The following is a 15,903-nucleotide window of genomic DNA, read 5'->3' as shown; positions in this document are numbered from 1 at the left end:
GATGCCCTGGAGGATGTCCGCGGCGCGCCGTAGCGTTTCGCGTTCGTCCTCGGTGAGCTCGGCCAGCCGGGTGGCCAGCCACTCGTTGCGGGCCCGCTCGAACTGGTCGAGTACGGCCCGTCCCCCTTCGGTAGCCGCCAGGATGACCTGCCGTCCGTCGGTCGGGTGGGGGGTGCGTTGCACGAGGCCCCGCTCCTCCAGCTTCGCGACGATCTTCGTCATCGTGGGCGGCTGCACCCGTTCGACATCAGCGAGTTCCCGTGGTGTGAGGGCGCCCGCCAGGTTGAGGCTGGTGAGCGCCGACAGCTGGGTGACTGTGAGGTCGCCGACCGGCCGGGCCTGTCGGACCCGCCGGTTGAGCCGGGTGATCGCATCTCGCAGCTGAGGGGCCAGCTGCGCCGGTGGCACGCGTTTCGCCGTCACCGTCCGCTCCGTCACGGTAGTTAGCTTAACTAATGAGCCTGGCTAACGACACGCGTTATGACCAGGCTCACCAGCGTCAGAGCAACACGGACTCGACCGGCCCGCGCAGGAAGTACACGATGAACAGCGCGGCGACCCCGTACAGGAGCGGGTGGACCTCCCGGGCCTTACCCTTCGCCACCTTCAGCAGCACGAAGCTGATCACGCCGGCCCCGATGCCGTTGGAGATCGAATAGGTGAACGGCATCAGCGCGATGGTGAGGAACGCCGGGATGGCGATCTCGTAGTCGGTCCAGTCGATCGTGCGGACCGCCGTCATCATCAGGAAGCCGACCACCACCAGGGCCGTCGACGCGGCCTCGAACGGCACGATCAACGACAGCGGCGCGAGGAACATGGCCAGCAGGAACAGGCTGCCGGTGACCAGGTTGGCCACGCCGGTCCGGGCGCCCTCCGCGACACCTGCGGCGCTCTCGATGTACGACGTGTTGCTGGACACCGAGGCGGCGCCACCGGCCGCGGCGGCGATCGAGTCGACGAGCAGGATCTCCTTGGCCTTCGGCGGGGTGCCCGTCTCGTCGAGCATGTCCCCTTCCTGGCCGATCGCGACCATCGTGCCCATGGTGTCGAAGAAGTCCGTGATCAGCAGCGTGAAGATGAACATCAGCGGCACCAGCCAGCCGACCCGGCTCCACGAGTTCAGCACGTTGAACTGGCCCAGCAACGACAGGTCGGGCACGTCCACGATCTGCTTCGGCAGCTCGGGCACGTTCAGCGCCCAGCCCTTCGGGTTCGGCTTGCCGTCGACGAAGGACGGGCCGACGTTGGCGATCGCCTCGACCACGATGGCCAGCACGGTGGAGGCGAGGATGCCGATCAGGATCGCGCCCCGGACCCGGCGTACCACCAGGACCAGCGTGATCAGCAGGCCGACCACGAAGACCAGCATCGGCCAGCTGACGATCTTGCCGTTGATGCCCAGCCCGACCGGCACGGTGGAGTTCGCCGCGTCCGGCACACGCCGGACGAACCCGGCGTCGACCAGGCCGATGATGGTCAGGAACAGACCGATGCCGACGCCGATCGCGGTCTTGAGCTGCGTCGGCACCGACCGGAACACCGCGGTACGCAGTCCGGTGAGCACCAGGATGCCGATCAGCACACCCTCGATGACCACCAGGCCCATCGCGTCCGCCCAGGTCATCTGGGGCGCGATCTCGTACGCGACGAGCGCGTTCACACCCAGGCCGGCCGCGAGCGCGATCGGGAACCGGGCCACCACGCCCATCAGGATGGTCATCAGGCCGGCGACCAGCGCGGTCGCCGCGGCGAGCGCCGGAATGGCCAGCGAACGGCCGTCGCCGTCCTTCCCGCTGCCGAGGATCAGCGGGTTCAACACCACGATGTACGCCATCGTGAAGAACGTGGCGAAACCGCCCCGAAGCTCCCGGCTCAGCGTGGACCCGCGTGCCGAGATCAGGAAGAAGCGGTCGAAGGCGTTACGTGGATGCGCGGGATCGGGCGGAGTGCCGTGATCCGGCGGTGGAGCAATGGACATGGTTCCTCATCTGGTCATCGGCCGGGTTTTGTCGCGCGCATCGTCCCAGATCACCTGGCGGGCAGGGAAGAACGATCACGTAGGCTGGGCCGGTGTCACAGGAGCAACAGCCGCGGCCGGAGCCGCTCGACCCGCCGATGGTGCCGTTCGCCGTCGCCGGGCTGATCGCCTGGGCGGTGGCCGGTCTGGTGCTACTGATCTTCTTCCGGGACTGGCTCACCGAGTCCGGGCGTCAGAACTGGCTCTGGACCTGCCTGGCCGGTTTTCTGTGGGGCTTTCCCGGCCTGGCGGTGATGATGCGGCACGACGCCAACCGGCGTCGCCGACGCGCGGCCGCCGCGCAGCGGCCGCGCTGACCGGTCAGGGGTGGCCGTACGGCTCCGCCGGCTCGGACGCCTCGACCGACCCGGGGGCCCGGCTGACCGTCATGGCCTCGACCGCGCTGTCGTCGTAGACGGTGGGCAGCTCCTCGACCGGCGTCTCGGGCGTCTCCACAAGCGTCTCCGAGTGCGCGCCGCACCCGTGGTCGGCGCTGACCACCCGGCCGTCGTCGGGCGCGTAGAAGTTGCCGCACGCGCCGAAGGCCAGTCGCAGCGCCCCGGCCAGCGGCAGGTAGAAACCGCAGGTGCCGCAGCGGGCGGCGGCCGGCGCGGCCGTCGAGATCGCGGCGTCCGGGCCGTGGTCACCGTCGTACCAGCGCTGGGCGGTCTCGGCGCGCCCCTCCCGGGACAGCACCCGGGCCCGGCCCAGCCCCAGCTCCCAGGCGGTCTCCTCGACCGCCGGGTCGTCGGAGAGCAGGTAGCCGGGCGCGAGCCGCTCGTCGTCGGCCGGGGTGGGCAGCAGGTCGCCCGGGCCCAGGTCGCCCGGCTTGAGCCGCTCCTGCCAGGGCAACCAGCCCGGGGCGAGCAGCGCGTCCGGGCCGGGCAGCAGCACCGTCTCGCAGATGGTGACGTGCCGGCTGCGCGGCACCCGGGTCACCGTGACGGCCCAGCGCCAGCCGCGGTAACCGGCCATCCGGCATTCGAAGTAGTGGGTGACGACCCGGTCGCCCTCGGCGACGGCCTGGAGATGGTCGCCGATGTCTGTCGGCTCCACCTCGGTGATGGCGTCGCGGGCCACCTCGACGGCGGCGGCGCAGACCTGGTCGAGCCGGGGAGCGCGGGCGGAGGCGGGCCTGGTCACCGGACCATTGTTCCCCATGCCGGTCCACGGGTGACAGGCACTCCCCGGAGTCGTTCTCCGCGGGTGATGCGGCGCGCGTGGATCGAATGGGCGAGGATGGGACGCATGGCGCTGTCCTCCCGCTCCGGCCGCTCCTTTCTGGGGCGGACCGTCGGCACCGGCATCCGCGCCACCCGGCTGCTGTTGCGCGGGTCTCTGCACGGCGGGCGCTGGATGACCCGCCGCGCCGGCACCGCCCGGGCCCGCAGCGCCGGCAACGAGGTGGGCATGGTCCGGCTGTTCGACCTGCACGCCCTCTCCTGCGCCGGCGACACGCTCATCGCCATCGGCCTGGYCGGGACGATCTTCTTCGACGTGCCGCTGGGCGAGGCACGCAACAAGGTCGCCCTCTACCTGCTGGTGACCATGGTCCCGTTCGCCATGCTCGCCCCGGTGGTCGGCCCGCTGCTCGACCACTTCCGCCACGGCCGGCGGTACGCGCTGGCCACCACCATGCTCGGCCGCGCGTTCCTGGCCTGGCTGATCTCCGACTACATCGGCGGCTTCGGGCTCTACCCGGCGGCGTTCGGCGTGCTCGCGCTCTCCCGGGCGTACGGCGTGGCCCGCTCGGCAGCGGTCCCCCGGCTGCTGCCCGAGGGCCTGGGACTGTCCCAGGTCGGGGCGCGGGCGAGCGTCTACGGCACGGTGGCGGGCGCGCTCGTCGCGCCGATCGGGCTGGCCGCGTTCTGGTTCGGGCCGCAGTGGCCGCTGCGGGTCGCGTCGGTGATCTTCCTGGTCGGCATGGTGATCTCCCTGCGGCTGCCGCCGAAGGCCGACTCCGAGCCGCCGGAGCGGATGCCGCACCCGCTGCGCGCGATGCGCCGCCGTGATGGCGAGCGCCCGCTGGGCCGGGGCCGCCCGGCCGGCCGCCTGGTGATCGCCACGCTGATCGGCGCGGCGGCGCTGCGCGGGCTCTACGGCTTCCTGCTGCTCTTCCTGGCCTTCGCCATCAAGGCCGGCGACCTGACCACCGATTTCTTCGGCCGTGACCTCGGCGCCCAGGGCGCGCTGGGCCTGGTCGGCGGCGCGCTGGCCGTCGGCACGTTCCTGGCCACCGCGATCGGCACCCGGCTGCGCATCCACCGGCCGACCGCGCTCCAGTCCAGCGGCACGATAGTGGTGGCCGGCGTGGCGGTGCTCGCCGCGCTGAAGTTCTCCCTGCCCATGGTGGCGCTGCTCTGCCTGGTGGCGGCGATGATGAGCGGGATCGCCAAGCTGACGGTGGACGCCTCGATCCAGGAACGCATCCCGGAGCGGCTGCGGGCCAGTTCGTTCGCGCACTCGGAGACCGCGCTGATGCTCGCGTTCGTAGCCGGGGGCGGGCTCGGGCTGGTGCCGTTCACCGGGCTGATCGGGGTGACCGTCGCCGCCGTGGTGGCCGCGCTGGTGGCCGTACGCGGCGTGCTGGTCGCCGGCAAGCTGCGGGGTGAGCACCTGGTCGGCCGGCCGCTCGGCGACGAGGAACTGGCGGCGGAGCAGGCCACCCGGGCCGCGGAACCGGCCACCACCTCGTTCGACGACCCGGCGCCCACGTCACCGGCGCCTCAGCGTGCCGGCCCGCCGGAGGACGACGGGCTCGCGCCGCCCGGCTTCCACATCTACCGGCCCTCCTCATCGGTGGGCGGTTCCGGCGTCGAGGACACCGAGCGGCGCGACCCCCGGGGGCCGGTGGCGTGACCGGGCTGCTCGTGGTCACGGCGGTACCCGCCGAGGCCGAGGCGATCCGCGCCGGCCTGACCGCATCCGCCGCGCCGGACGGGACGGCACCGCCGGACGTGACGGTGCTGCCGGTCGGTGTCGGCCCGGCTGTCGCCGCTGCCGCCACGGCACGGCTGCTGGCGCTGGCCGAGGCGGCCGGGCGGCCGTACCGGGCGGTGGTCAGCGCCGGCATCGCCGGTGGCTTCGTCGGCCGGGTCGCGGTGGGCGGCACGGTGCTCGCCGACCGCAGTGTCGCCGCCGACCTGGGCGCCGAGTCACCCGGCGGGTTCATCCCGGTCGAGGACCTGGGGATGCCCCCCGAGCTGCTGGGCGGCGGCCGGATCGTGCCCGCCGATCCGGGCCTGCTGGCCGGGCTGCGGGCCGCCCTGCCGGGGGCGGCTGTCGGCACGGTACTCACCGTGAGCACGGTGACCGGCACCGCCGCGAGCACGGCGGCGCTCGCGCAACGGCACCCGGACGCGGTGGCCGAGGCCATGGAGGGGTACGGCGTGGCGGTCGCCGCCGCCCAGGCCGGTGTGCCCTTCGCCGAGCTGCGTACGGTCTCCAACCCGATCGGTCCGCGCGACCGGAGCGCGTGGCGCATGCGCGAGGCGTTCGCCGCGCTGACCAGCGCCGCAGCCGCCCTCCACTGATCTTGTCCACCTGTGGACAACCCTGTGGACAACTCGCCGGGCTGGGGACGACGGCCTCAGATGGTGACGACGACCTTCGCCCGCGCGTGCTCGGTTTCGAGGTAGCGGATGGCGTCGGGCACCTCGTGGAGCGAATAGGTACGGTCGATGGCCACGGTGAGCCGGCCGGCCTCGGCGTGCTCGCGGAGCGCGTCCAGGTGCGCCCGGCCGGGTGAGGTGGCGAGCGCGACGATGCGCTGCCGGACGAAGGGCGCCGTCAGCCGTCCGCGGGCGAGCAGCCCGACCGGTCCGATGAGGCTGCCGCCGCGGTAGACGCCGCCGCCGGAGAGCACGAGCGTCCCGGTCGGCGTCAACGCGCGCCGCAGCGCGCGCAGCGAACGGTTGCCGACCAGGTCGAACACCACGTCGTACCGGCACCCGGCGCGGGTGAAGTCGTCGCGGGTGTAGTCGACCACGTGGTCGGCGCCGAGCGAACGGACCAGGTCGACGTTGCGGGTGCGGCACACGCCCGTCACCGTCGCGCCGAGCGCCTTGGCCAGCTGGACGGCGAGCGTGCCGACGCCGCCGGACGCCCCGTTGATCAGGACCCGGTGGCCGGGCCGGACCTGCCCGGCGTCGCGCAGCCCCTGGAACGCGGTGACGCCCGCGAGCGGCAGGGCGGCGGCCTGCTCCGGGGACAGGTTCGCCGGCCGGGGCGCGACCAGGCGTTCGGGTACGCACACGTACTCGGCGAACGCGCCGTCGGCCTCGCCGAGGTCGGCGAAGACGGCGTCGCCGGGACGTATCTGCCGTACCCCGGCGCCGACGGCCTCGACCCGCCCGGCCACGTCGCGGCCACGGATGCGCGCCCGGGGCCGCGTGAGGCCGAGCGCCAGCCGCGACAGCCGGGGATCGCCGCGCATGACGTGCCAGTCGTACGCGTTGAGCGCGGCCGCCTCGACCCGGACCAGCACCTCGTCGGCGGCGGGTACGGGCGTGTCGACGTCGGCCAGCGCGAGTGTCTCGGGTGGGCCGTACCGGTCCTGGACGATCGCTCTCATGGTCCCGCTCCCTCCCAGGTGTACGGCGTACACCTCGATGGGACCAGGCTAGGTGTACGCCGTACACCAGTCAAGGCGGATACTGTGACAACCGCCCCCGGGAAGGCGAGGAACCACATGCCGAAGCAGGCGGAGAAGGTGCGCCGGGCACCGCTGAGCAGGGACCGGATCCTGCGTGCCGCCGTCGCGCTCGCCGACGGGACCGGCATCGAGTCGCTCAGCATGCGCAACCTCGCCCAAGACCTGGGCGTCGTGCCGATGGCGCTCTACAAGCACGTGGCGAACAAGGACGAACTGGTCGACGGCATGATCGACGTCGTGGTCGCGGAGATCGATCCGCCGGAGCCCGGCGACTGGAAGCAGGCGATCCGGCGGCGCATCCTCTCGGCGCGACAGGTGCTGCTGCGCCACCCCTGGGCGCCGCTGGCGATCGAGTCCCGCAGCACTGCGACGCCGGCCGTGCTGGCGTACCTGGACTCGACGGTCGGGGCGCTCCGCGCCGGAGGGTTCTCCACCGACCTCGCCCACCACGTGATGCACGCGATGGGCAGCCGGCTGCTGGGCTTCAGCCAGGAACTGTTCGACGCCACCCGGCAGGCCGGCCGGTCCGGCGCTACAGTGCCCGAGCCACCGGCCGACCTGCCGCCGGAGATGGCCGCCCGGTTCCCCAACCTCGCGGCGATCGCCACCGCGGCGTCGCACGACGGCGACTCGGTCGTCGGGCCGGGCTGCGACGACCAGTTCGAGTTCGAGTTCGCGCTGGACCTGCTGCTCGACGGCATCGAACGGCTGCACCGGAACGGCTGGACGTCACACCGGACGCTGTGACGGGCGGCCCGGCCCCCGGGGTTACGGTGGGGACGTGGCGCTCTCCCTGGCGATCTCCCCCTGCCCCAACGACACGTTCGTCTTCGACGCCCTGGTGCACGGCCGGGTGCCCGGCGCGCCGCCGGTCGAGGTGACCTACGCGGACGTCGACGTGACCAACACGGCCGCCGAGCGGGGCGCGTTCGACCTGGTGAAGGTCAGCTACGCGGCGCTGCCCTGGCTGCTGGACGACTACCACCTGCTGCCCTGCGGCGGCGCGCTCGGCCGGGGCTGCGGCCCGCTGGTGCTGACCCGCGGCGACCGGACCGACCTGTCCGGCGCGACGGTGGCGGTGCCCGGCGAGCGGACCACCGCGTACCTGCTGTTCCGGCTCTGGGCGGCCGACCAGGCGCCGGCGCGCATCGAGGTGGTGCCGTTCCACGAGATCATGCCGGGCGTGGCCGCCGGCCGGTACGACGCCGGCCTGGTGATCCACGAGGCGCGCTTCACCTACCCGCGGCACGGGCTGACCGCGCTCGTCGACCTGGGCGAGTGGTGGGAGGGCGACACCGGGCTGCCGATCCCGCTGGGCGCGATCCTGGCCCGCCGGGGCGCTGTCGACCCGGCCGTGGCCGCCGCCTGGATCCGCGAGTCGGTACGCCAGGCGTGGGCCGACCCGGCTGCGAGCCGCGAGTACGTCCTCACGCACGCGCAGGAGATGGAGCCCGACGTGGTGGACCGGCACATCGGCCTCTACGTCAACGAGTTCACCGCCGACCTGGGTGAGGCCGGCTTCGCCGCCGTGGAGGCGCTGCTGGGCCGGGCCGCCGACGCCGGGCTCGTCCCTCAGACCTCCAGCTCGCGCGCCACCGCGTGGACCAGCTGAGCGATCTTCTGGGAGGTCTTCCGATCCGGGAAGCGACCCCGGCGCAGGTCCGGCTGGACCTTCGCCTCCAGCACCTTGATCATGTCTTCGACCAGGCCGTGCAGTTCCTCGGCCGGCCGGCGGCGCAGCTCCGCCACCGAAGGCGGCGCCTCCAGCAGCTTGACCCCCATCGCCTGGGCGCCCCGCCGGCTGTCCACGACGCTGAAATCGACCCGCTGGCCACCCTTCAGGTCGGCGACACCCGCCGGTAGCGCGCCCTTCGGCAGGAACACGTCGCCACCCTCGTCACTGGTGACGAACCCGTACCCCTTGGCGGCGTCGTACCACTTCACTCGACCCGTCGGCACCTGTTGAACCCCGCTCCACTCGAACCGTCTACCCCTCCAAGGCTAGCCCGATGATCCGGTCCAGCGCCCTCGGGAATTCGACGAGATCATCAAGCACCAGGTACGCCCCGGCCTCGGTCAATTCGTCGGCCGAGCACGGGCCGGTCGCCACTGCCACGCCTGGGATTCCCGCAGCTCGCGCGGCGGCCATGTCGGCCACATGGTCACCCACGTAGAGCGTCGCGCCGTGCTCGCGCAACGCGACCGCCTTCTGCTCGGCGAACACGTCCCCGGCCAGCTCGTCCACCGGCAGCCCGAGGTGGTCCAGGTGCAGCTTCGCCAGCCGGCCGATCTTCGCGGTCACCACCATCGTCCGGCCGCCGCGCGCCTGCACCGCGCGCAGCGCGGCCTCCGCACCCGGCATCGGCACGGTCGGAGTGATCGCGTACGCCGGATACAACTCCCGGTAGAGCGTCACCGCCTCCTCGATGCGCTCCGGCGGGAACCAGTGCGCCAGCTCGGTGCGCAGCGGCGGGCCCAGCCGCGACACCGCCAGATCCCCGTCCACGTGCACGCCGGTCCGCGCGGTGAGCGCCCGGAACGCGGCGGCGATCCCGGGGCGGGAGTCGACCAGTGTCATGTCGAGGTCGAAGCCGACCATCAGCGGAGGCATGCCGAGAACCTACCCAGCGGGCTAGCGTGGTACGACGATGACCACCTCACTCGCCGACCACCTGCGGGCCCTCCCCGACGAGTCCCTCGCCGCGCTGCTCCAGCTGCGGCCGGACCTCGTCGTACCGGTGCCGGCCGACGTGTCCGCCCTCGCCCTGCGCGCCCAGTCCCGGGTCTCCGTGGCCCGGGCGCTCGACGGGCTGGACCAGTTCACCCTCCAGATCCTCGACGCCGCCCGCCTCACCCGCGGCCCCGAGGGCGCCACCTCCACCGACCAGATCCTGGCCATGGCCACCGCCGGGCCACGGCCCCCCGCGCCCACCGCGGTCCGCGCCGCCGTCGACCGGCTCCGGGCCCGGTTCCTGCTGTACGGCCCCGAGCACGACCTGTGCGTGGCCGGGGGCATCGACGAGGTGTCCCCGTACCCGGCGGGGCTGGGCCGGCCGGCGGCGGAGCTGGACCCGCGCGTGGCGGCCCTCTGCGCGGACCCGGCGAAGCTGCGGCGGACGCTGCTGTCCGCCCCGCCCTCGGCCCGCGCCGTCCTGGACCGGCTCGCCGCCGGACCGCCGGTCGGCACCGTCGCGCCGGGCGCGTTGGAGGCCCCCGCGACCGGCGCCGAGGACGTGCTCCCGCCAGACCTGGTAAACGGCGGCGCGCCGACCGGGTCCCCGATCCGCTGGCTGGTCGAGCACCGGCTGCTGGTGCGGATGTCCGGCGGCCGCAACGGCACCGTCGAGCTACCCCGCGAGGTGGGGCTGGTGCTGCGCCGCGACTCCGGCCCGCTCGGCCCGCTGCGCACCAGCCCACCCGTGGTGTCCGGCCCGCCCCGCGAGGTCAAGTCCGTCGACTCGGCCGGGGCCGGGCAGACCATGGAGGTGGTCCGGCACACCGAGGCGCTGCTGGAGGCGCTGATCGTGGAGCCGGCCCCGGTGCTGCGCTCCGGCGGCGTCGGCGTCCGCGACCTGCGCCGGCTCGCCCGTGGACTCGGGCTGGACGAGACGACCACCGCGCTGCTGTTCGAGGTCGCGTACGCGGCCGGGCTGACCGGTGAGATGGAACTGACCGGCGCGGCCACCACCCGCTACGGCGGCGACCAGCAGATCCTGCCCACCGGCGGGTACGAGGTGTGGCGCGCGGCGTCGCTGGCCCAGCGCTGGGAGCAGCTCGCCCGCGCCTGGATGTCGATGCCCCGCCAGGCCGGCCTGATCGGGCAGCGCGACGACCGGGACCGGCCCATCTCGGTGCTCTCCGCCGAGGCGGAACGAGCCGGCGCGCCGGCCGCCCGACGTGCGGTGCTCGCCGTGCTCGCCGACCTGCCGGCCGGCACCGCGCCCACCCCGGACGAAGTGCTGGAACTGCTGGACTGGCGCGCGCCCCGGCGGGCCCGGGGGCGGGAGACGGCGCACCGGGAGGTGCTGGCCGAGGCGGCCTCGCTGGGCGTGACCGGGCTCGGCGCGCTCACCACGTACGGGCGGCTGCTGCTCGCCGAGCTGACCGACGCCGACGAACGCGGCGACGACCCGCTCGGGCTGCGCTCCGACGCCGAGTCGGGCGACCCGTCGACCACCGTCCGCGCGCTGGACGGGCTGCTGCCCGCCCCGGTCGACCACGTGCTGGTGCAGGCCGACCTGACAGTGGTGGTGCCCGGCCCGCCCGACCCGGCGCTCGCCGCCGAACTGGACGTGGTGGCCGAGCACGAGTCGGCGGGCGGTGCGAGCGTGCACCGGGTCACCACGGGCAGCATCCGGCGGGCGCTGGACGCCGGCTACACCGCGGAGGACCTGCACGCGCTGTTCCGCCGCCGGTCCCGTACCCCGGTGCCGCAGGGCCTGACCTATCTGGTCGACGACGTGGCCCGTAAGCACGGCGGGCTGCGCGTCGGGTCGTCCGGCGCATACGTGCGCAGCGACGACGAGGCGCTGCTCACCGAGGTGCAGGCCGACCGGCGCCTGGAGCCGCTGGCGTTCCGCCGGCTCGCACCCACCGTGCTGGTCACGCCGTACCAGGTCAACCGGATGCTCACCGCGTTGCGCGACGCCGGGTACGCCCCGGTGCCCGAGGACGCCAGCGGAGCGACGGTGCTGGCCCGGCCGAAGACCCGGCGGGCGCCGGCCCGTACCGGGATCGGCCGCGCGGTGGACCCGCTCGCCACGCCGAAGCTGCCGATGCCCCGTCTGCTCGGCGTGGTGGAGCAGATCCGCCGGGGCGACGCGGCGGCCCGGGCGGCGCGGCGGGCCCCGGCGGTGGTCCGGGGCGGCGCGGCGGCGGGCGGTCCCGCCCCGGTGCCCGGTCACGGTGACGCGCTGGCGGTGCTTCAGCAGGCGGTACGGGACAAGGCACTGGTCTGGGTCGGCTACGTCGACGCGCACGGGGCGACCGCGTCCCGGCTGGTCCGGCCGGTGTCTATCGGCGCCGGCTACCTGCGCGCCGAGGACGACCGGACGGAGATGCTGCACACGTTCGCGCTGCACCGGATCACCGCGGCCGTGCTGGAGGAGTGAGGCGTCACTCCCCGTTGCGGCGCAACGTGCCCACCACCGACACGGCCAGCAGCAACGCGAACGCCGCGCCGGCCGACTCGCCGACCGAGTCCACGAAGCCCTGCTGCTGCACCAGCAGCCCGAACAGGAACCAGCCGAACACCCCGACGGCGGCGGCCGCGTAGCCGAACAGGACCGCCGTGGGCACCTCCTGCTGCTGCGTCCGCTCCTCGTCGGGAAGCACGTCCTGGTCAACGGTCATGGCAGTCCCTCCCCGTCCCGGCTTGGACCCGGCTTCCAGAGTGGCACCTGCCGGACCGGGCGGACAGGGGTTAAAACCCTGATCCGGGCCGTCCGGTCACGGGTGAGGGCGGGTTCCGGGCCGGTTCAGGTGCCGGGGCGGCGGCCGATCACCACCACGCGGGTGCCGACCGAACCCAGCTCCCACAGGCGTACCGCGTCGCGGTGCAGCAGGTTCACGCAGCCGTGCGAGCCGATCGCGCCGTTGTGCAGGTACGTCGTGGTCTCGTGGAAGCCGATCCCGCCGTTGAACTGCTGCCAGTACGGCAGCCACACCTCGTACGGGTTGGACCACTCGCGCGGGTTCTTCCGCCCCACCGAGTACGTGCCGGCCGGGGTGGCGTAGCCGGACATGCCGGTGCGGGTCACTGTCGGGCCCATCACCACCTCGCCGCCGCGCATCGCCCAGACCGTCTGCCGGGTCAGGTCGACGCAGAACGTCAGCCGGGAACCGGCCTTGCACCGCGCGGTGTCGGTGGCGGCCAGCCGCTTCGCCACGTCGTACGTGGTGGGGCCGGCGCGACCCGAGGACGGGCTGATGCCGTACCGGACCTGGAACTTCTTGATCGCGGCGCAGTCGGCGGCGGACTGCTCGCCGTCCACGGTCAGCGTCCCGAAGCCGCCCAGCCGGGTCAGGTACGTCTCCACGGCCCGCTGGTGCTCGCCCTGCGGGCACCCGGCGGACGCGCTCGGCTTCGGCTTGGGTTTCGTCGTCTTCGTCGCCTCCGGCGATCGGGAGGGTTTCGGCGAGGCCGTCCGGCTCGGCTGCGCCGACGGGGACGTGACCGGCTGCTCCGGCGTGGGCGACGCGCTCGCCCCCGATGCTCCCTCCGTCAGCCCGACCGGGCCGGGGGTGCTCCCCCCGGCGCCGTCCGCCTGCGGATCGAGCGCGCAGGCGCCGACACCGACCAGCACGACCACCGCCAGGGCGGTGACCCGGGCGAGAAACCGGACACGCTGCATGGGCCCTCCCTGGACAGTCGTCCCGCTTGCTAGACGTGTGGGACGAGTATGACGTTGCCTGTCCAGCCGGACTTTTTTACGCAGCCCTCCGGCGTGCAACACTGGTTGGTCGGCCTCCGGCAGGTCAGCCGGGGTGCGGCGGGGTTCCGGGCAGCGGGGTTCCGGGCGATGCGAGAGGACGCTGGCGTGAGCGGTGGACCACTGATCGTTCAGTCGGACAAGACGCTCCTACTGGAGATCGACCACCCCGACGCGCAGGCGTGCCGGATGGCCATCGCGCCCTTCGCCGAGCTGGAACGCTCCCCCGAGCACGTGCACACGTACCGGCTGACGCCGCTGGGCCTGTGGAACGCGCGGGCCGCCGGCCACGACGCCGAGGGCGTGGTCGACTCGCTGATCAAGTACTCCCGCTACCCGGTGCCGCACGCGCTGCTGGTCGACGTGGCCGAGACGATGGACCGGTACGGCCGGCTCCAGCTCGCCAACGACCCGGTGCACGGCCTGGTGCTGCGCGCGCTGGACCGGGTGGTGCTGATCGAGGTCGCCAAGAGCAAGAAGCTCGCCGGCATGCTCGGCGCGAAGCTCGACGACGACACCATCGCGGTGCACCCGTCCGAGCGGGGCCGGCTCAAGCAGGCGCTGCTCAAGCTGGGCTGGCCGGCCGAGGACCTGGCCGGGTACGTGGACGGCGAGGCGCACCCGATCGAGCTGGCCGAGGCCGGCAAGGACGGCGGCAAGCCGTGGACGCTGCGGTCGTACCAGCGGGAAGCCGTCGAGGCGTTCTGGGCCGGCGGCTCCGGCGTGGTGGTGCTGCCCTGTGGCGCCGGCAAGACGCTGGTCGGCGCGGCGGCCATGGCCGAGGCGAAGGCGACCACGCTGATCCTGGTCACCAACACCGTGGCGGGACGGCAGTGGAAGCGGGAGCTGATCGCCCGCACGTCGCTGACCGAGGAGGAGATCGGCGAGTACTCGGGCGAGCGCAAGGAGATCCGCCCGGTCACCATCGCCACGTACCAGGTGCTCACCTCGCGGCGCGGCGGCGCGTTCACCCACCTGGACCTGTTCGGCGCCCGCGACTGGGGCCTGGTCGTCTACGACGAGGTGCACCTGCTGCCCGCGCCGATCTTCCGCTTCACGGCGGACCTCCAGGCCCGTCGCCGGCTCGGCCTCACCGCGACTCTGGTACGCGAGGACGGCCGCGAGGGCGACGTGTTCAGCCTGATCGGCCCGAAGCGGTACGACGCGCCGTGGAAGGACATCGAGCAGCAGGGCTGGATCGCCCCGGCGGAGTGCACCGAGGTACGGGTGACGCTCACCGACGCCGAGCGCATGGCGTACGCGACGGCGGAGGCCGAGGAGCGCTACCGGATGGCGGCCACCGCCCGCACGAAGCTGCCGGTGGTCCGCGCCCTGGTGGACCGACACCCGGACGAGCAGGTCCTCGTCATCGGTGGGTTCCTCGACCAGCTGCACCAGCTGGGCGAATACCTCGACGCGCCGATCGTGCAGGGCTCCACCACGAACAAGGAACGCGAGCGGCTGTTCGACGCGTTCCGCTCCGGCTCGTTGCGGACGCTGGTGCTCTCGAAGGTCGGCAACTTCTCCATCGACCTGCCCGAGGCGGCGGTTGCGATCCAGGTGTCCGGCACGTTCGGCTCCCGGCAGGAGGAGGCGCAGCGGCTCGGGCGGGTGCTGCGCCCGAAGGCCGACGGGCGGCAGGCGCACTTCTACACGGTGGTCTCCCGGGACACCATCGACACCGAGTACGCCGCGCACCGGCAGCGCTTCCTGGCCGAGCAGGGGTACGCGTACACCATCGTGGACGCCGACGACGTGCTCGGGCCGACGCTGCCGACTGTCGACTGACCGGCGCGCGGCCGGGCGGGCCGCCGTGGTGCGGCCCGCCCGGTCTCGCGGTCAGCCCTTGCCGCTGGCGCGGAACGCGACCCAGGCGTCGCTCATCCGGTCGGCCTGGCCCGGGGTGAACATGTTCATGCAGGAGTCCTGCGTGTAGTCCATGAAGTTGTGGATCGGGTCCAGCCCCGGCGCGGTGCAGGTGTCCGCCCCGATCGGGCAGTTGAACTGCGGCGCCGCCTCACGCGGCGTGTCCGCCACGAAGTCGCCGGACGCGGAGCAGCCGTGCGCGAACGTGTGCTCCAGCATCAGCCAGTGCCCCACCTCGTGCGTGAGCGTGTCACCGAGCGCGTACTTGCCGGCCGTACCGCCCGGCATCGACTCGTCCAGCATCACCACGCCGTCGATGTAGTCGCGGCCGTTGTTGTAGCCCTTCGGGAAGTACGCCCAGCCGAGCAGCCCGTCACCGATGTTCGCCGCGTAGACGTTCAGGGTGCGGGAGTCGCCGGTGTAGAGCGCCTTCTTCATGTCCCGCTCGTTCTTGCCCGGCACCACCGTGTACCAGGTGCTGTTGACGGTCCACGTGGTGTCGACCAGCGAGAAGCGGAACGGCGTGTCCGAGGCGTCGGCCGCGGTACGACCCGCGAACGAGTCGTTGAGCACCGTCATCTGCGCCGAGATGAGCGTGTTCCAGCGGGCCTTCTCGGCCGCGCTCAGCTCGTGGTCGGAGATCATGTGGAAGACCGTCGGCACGGTGACGCTGCCGTTGGCGAGGCGCGGCGAGTCCTTGATGACGCCGTACGCCTTGGCCTCGTTCGTCGAGTAGAGCGCGGGCTCCTTGGCGGTGGCGCCCTCACGTACCCGGGCGGCGCTGTGGTTGTCCGCGCCCGGCTCGCACTCGGCGGCGGCGGGAGAGGCGGCCGTGGCCGCGACGGGGGCTCCGCCGGCGGTCAGGAAGGTGGCGGCGGCAGCGACGAGCACTGCCAGGTGAATCGTCGGTTTCCTGTGCATCGTTGCACCTT

At 73.3% G+C, this 15,903-nt stretch carries 16 protein-coding genes; 7 read left to right on the top strand and 9 right to left on the bottom strand.

Annotated elements, in window-relative coordinates:
* Nucleotides 1-438 (bottom strand): MarR family winged helix-turn-helix transcriptional regulator (locus A8711_RS10580; RefSeq protein WP_176722786.1); only part of this gene is annotated, 438 nt, incomplete at its 3' end.
* Between the two features lie 61 nt (nt 439-499).
* Nucleotides 500-1,981, bottom strand: a complete 1,482-nt coding sequence (locus A8711_RS10575; protein WP_069088095.1) for an NCS2 family permease — start codon at nt 1,979-1,981, stop codon at nt 500-502.
* A 92-nt stretch (nt 1,982-2,073) separates the two neighbouring features.
* Here A8711_RS10575 and A8711_RS10570 point away from each other — a divergent pair, with 92 nt between their 5' ends.
* Nucleotides 2,074-2,337 (top strand): DUF2530 domain-containing protein, encoded by a 264-nt coding sequence (locus A8711_RS10570; protein ID WP_030503567.1) that lies wholly within the window; start codon nt 2,074-2,076, stop codon nt 2,335-2,337.
* 4 nt (nt 2,338-2,341) lie between these two features.
* Here the strand turns inward: A8711_RS10570 and A8711_RS10565 are convergent, their stop codons facing one another.
* On the bottom strand, nt 2,342-3,181 hold the full coding sequence (locus A8711_RS10565; RefSeq protein WP_043327164.1) for a DUF3027 domain-containing protein: 840 nt from the start codon (nt 3,179-3,181) through the stop codon (nt 2,342-2,344).
* An 87-nt stretch (nt 3,182-3,268) separates the two neighbouring features.
* Between A8711_RS10565 and A8711_RS10560 the strand changes: the two genes are divergently transcribed.
* The gene (locus A8711_RS10560) at nt 3,269-4,879 is read left to right on the top strand and encodes an MFS transporter (protein ID WP_069088094.1); all 1,611 of its coding nucleotides are present in this window, start codon (nt 3,269-3,271) and stop codon (nt 4,877-4,879) included.
* Nucleotides 4,876-5,553, top strand: a complete 678-nt coding sequence (locus A8711_RS10555; protein ID WP_069088093.1) for a futalosine hydrolase — start codon at nt 4,876-4,878, stop codon at nt 5,551-5,553. Before A8711_RS10560 ends, A8711_RS10555 begins: the two co-directional genes overlap by 4 nt.
* 56 nt (nt 5,554-5,609) lie before the next feature.
* Here A8711_RS10555 and A8711_RS10550 read toward each other — a convergent pair whose 3' ends face one another.
* Nucleotides 5,610-6,593: an NAD(P)-dependent alcohol dehydrogenase gene (locus A8711_RS10550; RefSeq protein ID WP_069088092.1), complete on the bottom strand. Its 984-nt coding sequence runs from the start codon at nt 6,591-6,593 to the stop codon at nt 5,610-5,612.
* Between the two features lie 117 nt (nt 6,594-6,710).
* On the opposite strand from A8711_RS10550, the gene A8711_RS10545 reads away from it, so the two are divergent.
* Both A8711_RS10545 and A8711_RS10540 read left to right on the top strand, forming a co-directional pair.
* The gene (locus A8711_RS10545; protein ID WP_069088091.1) at nt 6,711-7,421 is read left to right on the top strand and encodes a TetR/AcrR family transcriptional regulator; all 711 of its coding nucleotides are present in this window, start codon (nt 6,711-6,713) and stop codon (nt 7,419-7,421) included.
* Between the two features lie 34 nt (nt 7,422-7,455).
* Nucleotides 7,456-8,286: a 1,4-dihydroxy-6-naphthoate synthase gene (locus tag A8711_RS10540; protein ID WP_069088090.1), complete on the top strand. Its 831-nt coding sequence runs from the start codon at nt 7,456-7,458 to the stop codon at nt 8,284-8,286.
* On the opposite strand, the gene A8711_RS10535 is transcribed toward A8711_RS10540, so the two are convergent.
* Nucleotides 8,247-8,633: a cold-shock protein gene (locus tag A8711_RS10535; RefSeq protein WP_030503574.1), complete on the bottom strand. Its 387-nt coding sequence runs from the start codon at nt 8,631-8,633 to the stop codon at nt 8,247-8,249. The two genes, A8711_RS10540 and A8711_RS10535, sit on opposite strands and share 40 nt — an antisense overlap.
* A gap of 28 nt (nt 8,634-8,661) precedes the next feature.
* Entirely contained in the window at nt 8,662-9,285 is a 624-nt protein-coding gene (locus A8711_RS10530) for an HAD family hydrolase (RefSeq protein WP_030503575.1), read from the bottom strand.
* Nucleotides 9,286-9,322: 37 nt separating this feature from the next.
* Here A8711_RS10530 and A8711_RS10525 point away from each other — a divergent pair, with 37 nt between their 5' ends.
* On the top strand, nt 9,323-11,785 hold the full coding sequence (locus A8711_RS10525) for a helicase-associated domain-containing protein (protein ID WP_069088089.1): 2,463 nt from the start codon (nt 9,323-9,325) through the stop codon (nt 11,783-11,785).
* A 4-nt stretch (nt 11,786-11,789) separates the two neighbouring features.
* Here the strand turns inward: A8711_RS10525 and A8711_RS10520 are convergent, their stop codons facing one another.
* The gene (locus tag A8711_RS10520) at nt 11,790-12,026 is read right to left on the bottom strand and encodes a hypothetical protein (RefSeq protein ID WP_030503577.1); all 237 of its coding nucleotides are present in this window, start codon (nt 12,024-12,026) and stop codon (nt 11,790-11,792) included.
* Between the two features lie 125 nt (nt 12,027-12,151).
* Nucleotides 12,152-13,027: a L,D-transpeptidase family protein gene (locus A8711_RS10515; protein WP_069088088.1), complete on the bottom strand. Its 876-nt coding sequence runs from the start codon at nt 13,025-13,027 to the stop codon at nt 12,152-12,154.
* A 186-nt stretch (nt 13,028-13,213) separates the two neighbouring features.
* Here A8711_RS10515 and A8711_RS10510 point away from each other — a divergent pair, with 186 nt between their 5' ends.
* Nucleotides 13,214-14,893 carry a DNA repair helicase XPB gene (locus A8711_RS10510; protein ID WP_043327178.1) on the top strand — a complete coding sequence of 560 codons (1,680 nt, stop codon included), beginning with the start codon at nt 13,214-13,216 and terminating at the stop codon, nt 14,891-14,893.
* Between the two features lie 51 nt (nt 14,894-14,944).
* Here the strand turns inward: A8711_RS10510 and A8711_RS10505 are convergent, their stop codons facing one another.
* Nucleotides 14,945-15,892: a zinc metalloprotease gene (locus A8711_RS10505; protein WP_069088087.1), complete on the bottom strand. Its 948-nt coding sequence runs from the start codon at nt 15,890-15,892 to the stop codon at nt 14,945-14,947.
* Between the last annotated feature and the right edge of the window lie 11 nt (nt 15,893-15,903).

Source organism: Micromonospora sp. II (assembly GCF_001709195.1).
GTDB classification, from domain to species: domain Bacteria; phylum Actinomycetota; class Actinomycetes; order Mycobacteriales; family Micromonosporaceae; genus Micromonospora; species Micromonospora chalcea.
The sequence above is the reverse complement of the archived record's forward strand: the minus strand, read 5'-3'. Positions and strand labels throughout refer to the sequence as shown.

Bases quoted from the DNA above. Each gene is read 5' to 3' on its own strand.
- A8711_RS10575 (WP_069088095.1), bottom strand. From the start codon at position 1,981: ATGTCCATTGCTCCACCGCCGGATCACGGCACTCCGCCCGATCCCGCG.
- A8711_RS10565 (WP_043327164.1), bottom strand. From the start codon at position 3,181: ATGGGGAACAATGGTCCGGTGACCAGGCCCGCCTCCGCCCGCGCTCCC.
- A8711_RS10550 (WP_069088092.1), bottom strand. From the start codon at position 6,593: ATGAGAGCGATCGTCCAGGACCGGTACGGCCCACCCGAGACACTCGCG.
- A8711_RS10545 (WP_069088091.1), top strand. From the start codon at position 6,711: ATGCCGAAGCAGGCGGAGAAGGTGCGCCGGGCACCGCTGAGCAGGGAC.
- A8711_RS10530 (WP_030503575.1), bottom strand. From the start codon at position 9,285: ATGCCTCCGCTGATGGTCGGCTTCGACCTCGACATGACACTGGTCGAC.
- A8711_RS10525 (WP_069088089.1), top strand. From the start codon at position 9,323: ATGACCACCTCACTCGCCGACCACCTGCGGGCCCTCCCCGACGAGTCC.
- A8711_RS10520 (WP_030503577.1), bottom strand. From the start codon at position 12,026: ATGACCGTTGACCAGGACGTGCTTCCCGACGAGGAGCGGACGCAGCAG.
- A8711_RS10515 (WP_069088088.1), bottom strand. From the start codon at position 13,027: ATGCAGCGTGTCCGGTTTCTCGCCCGGGTCACCGCCCTGGCGGTGGTC.
- A8711_RS10505 (WP_069088087.1), bottom strand. From the start codon at position 15,892: ATGCACAGGAAACCGACGATTCACCTGGCAGTGCTCGTCGCTGCCGCC.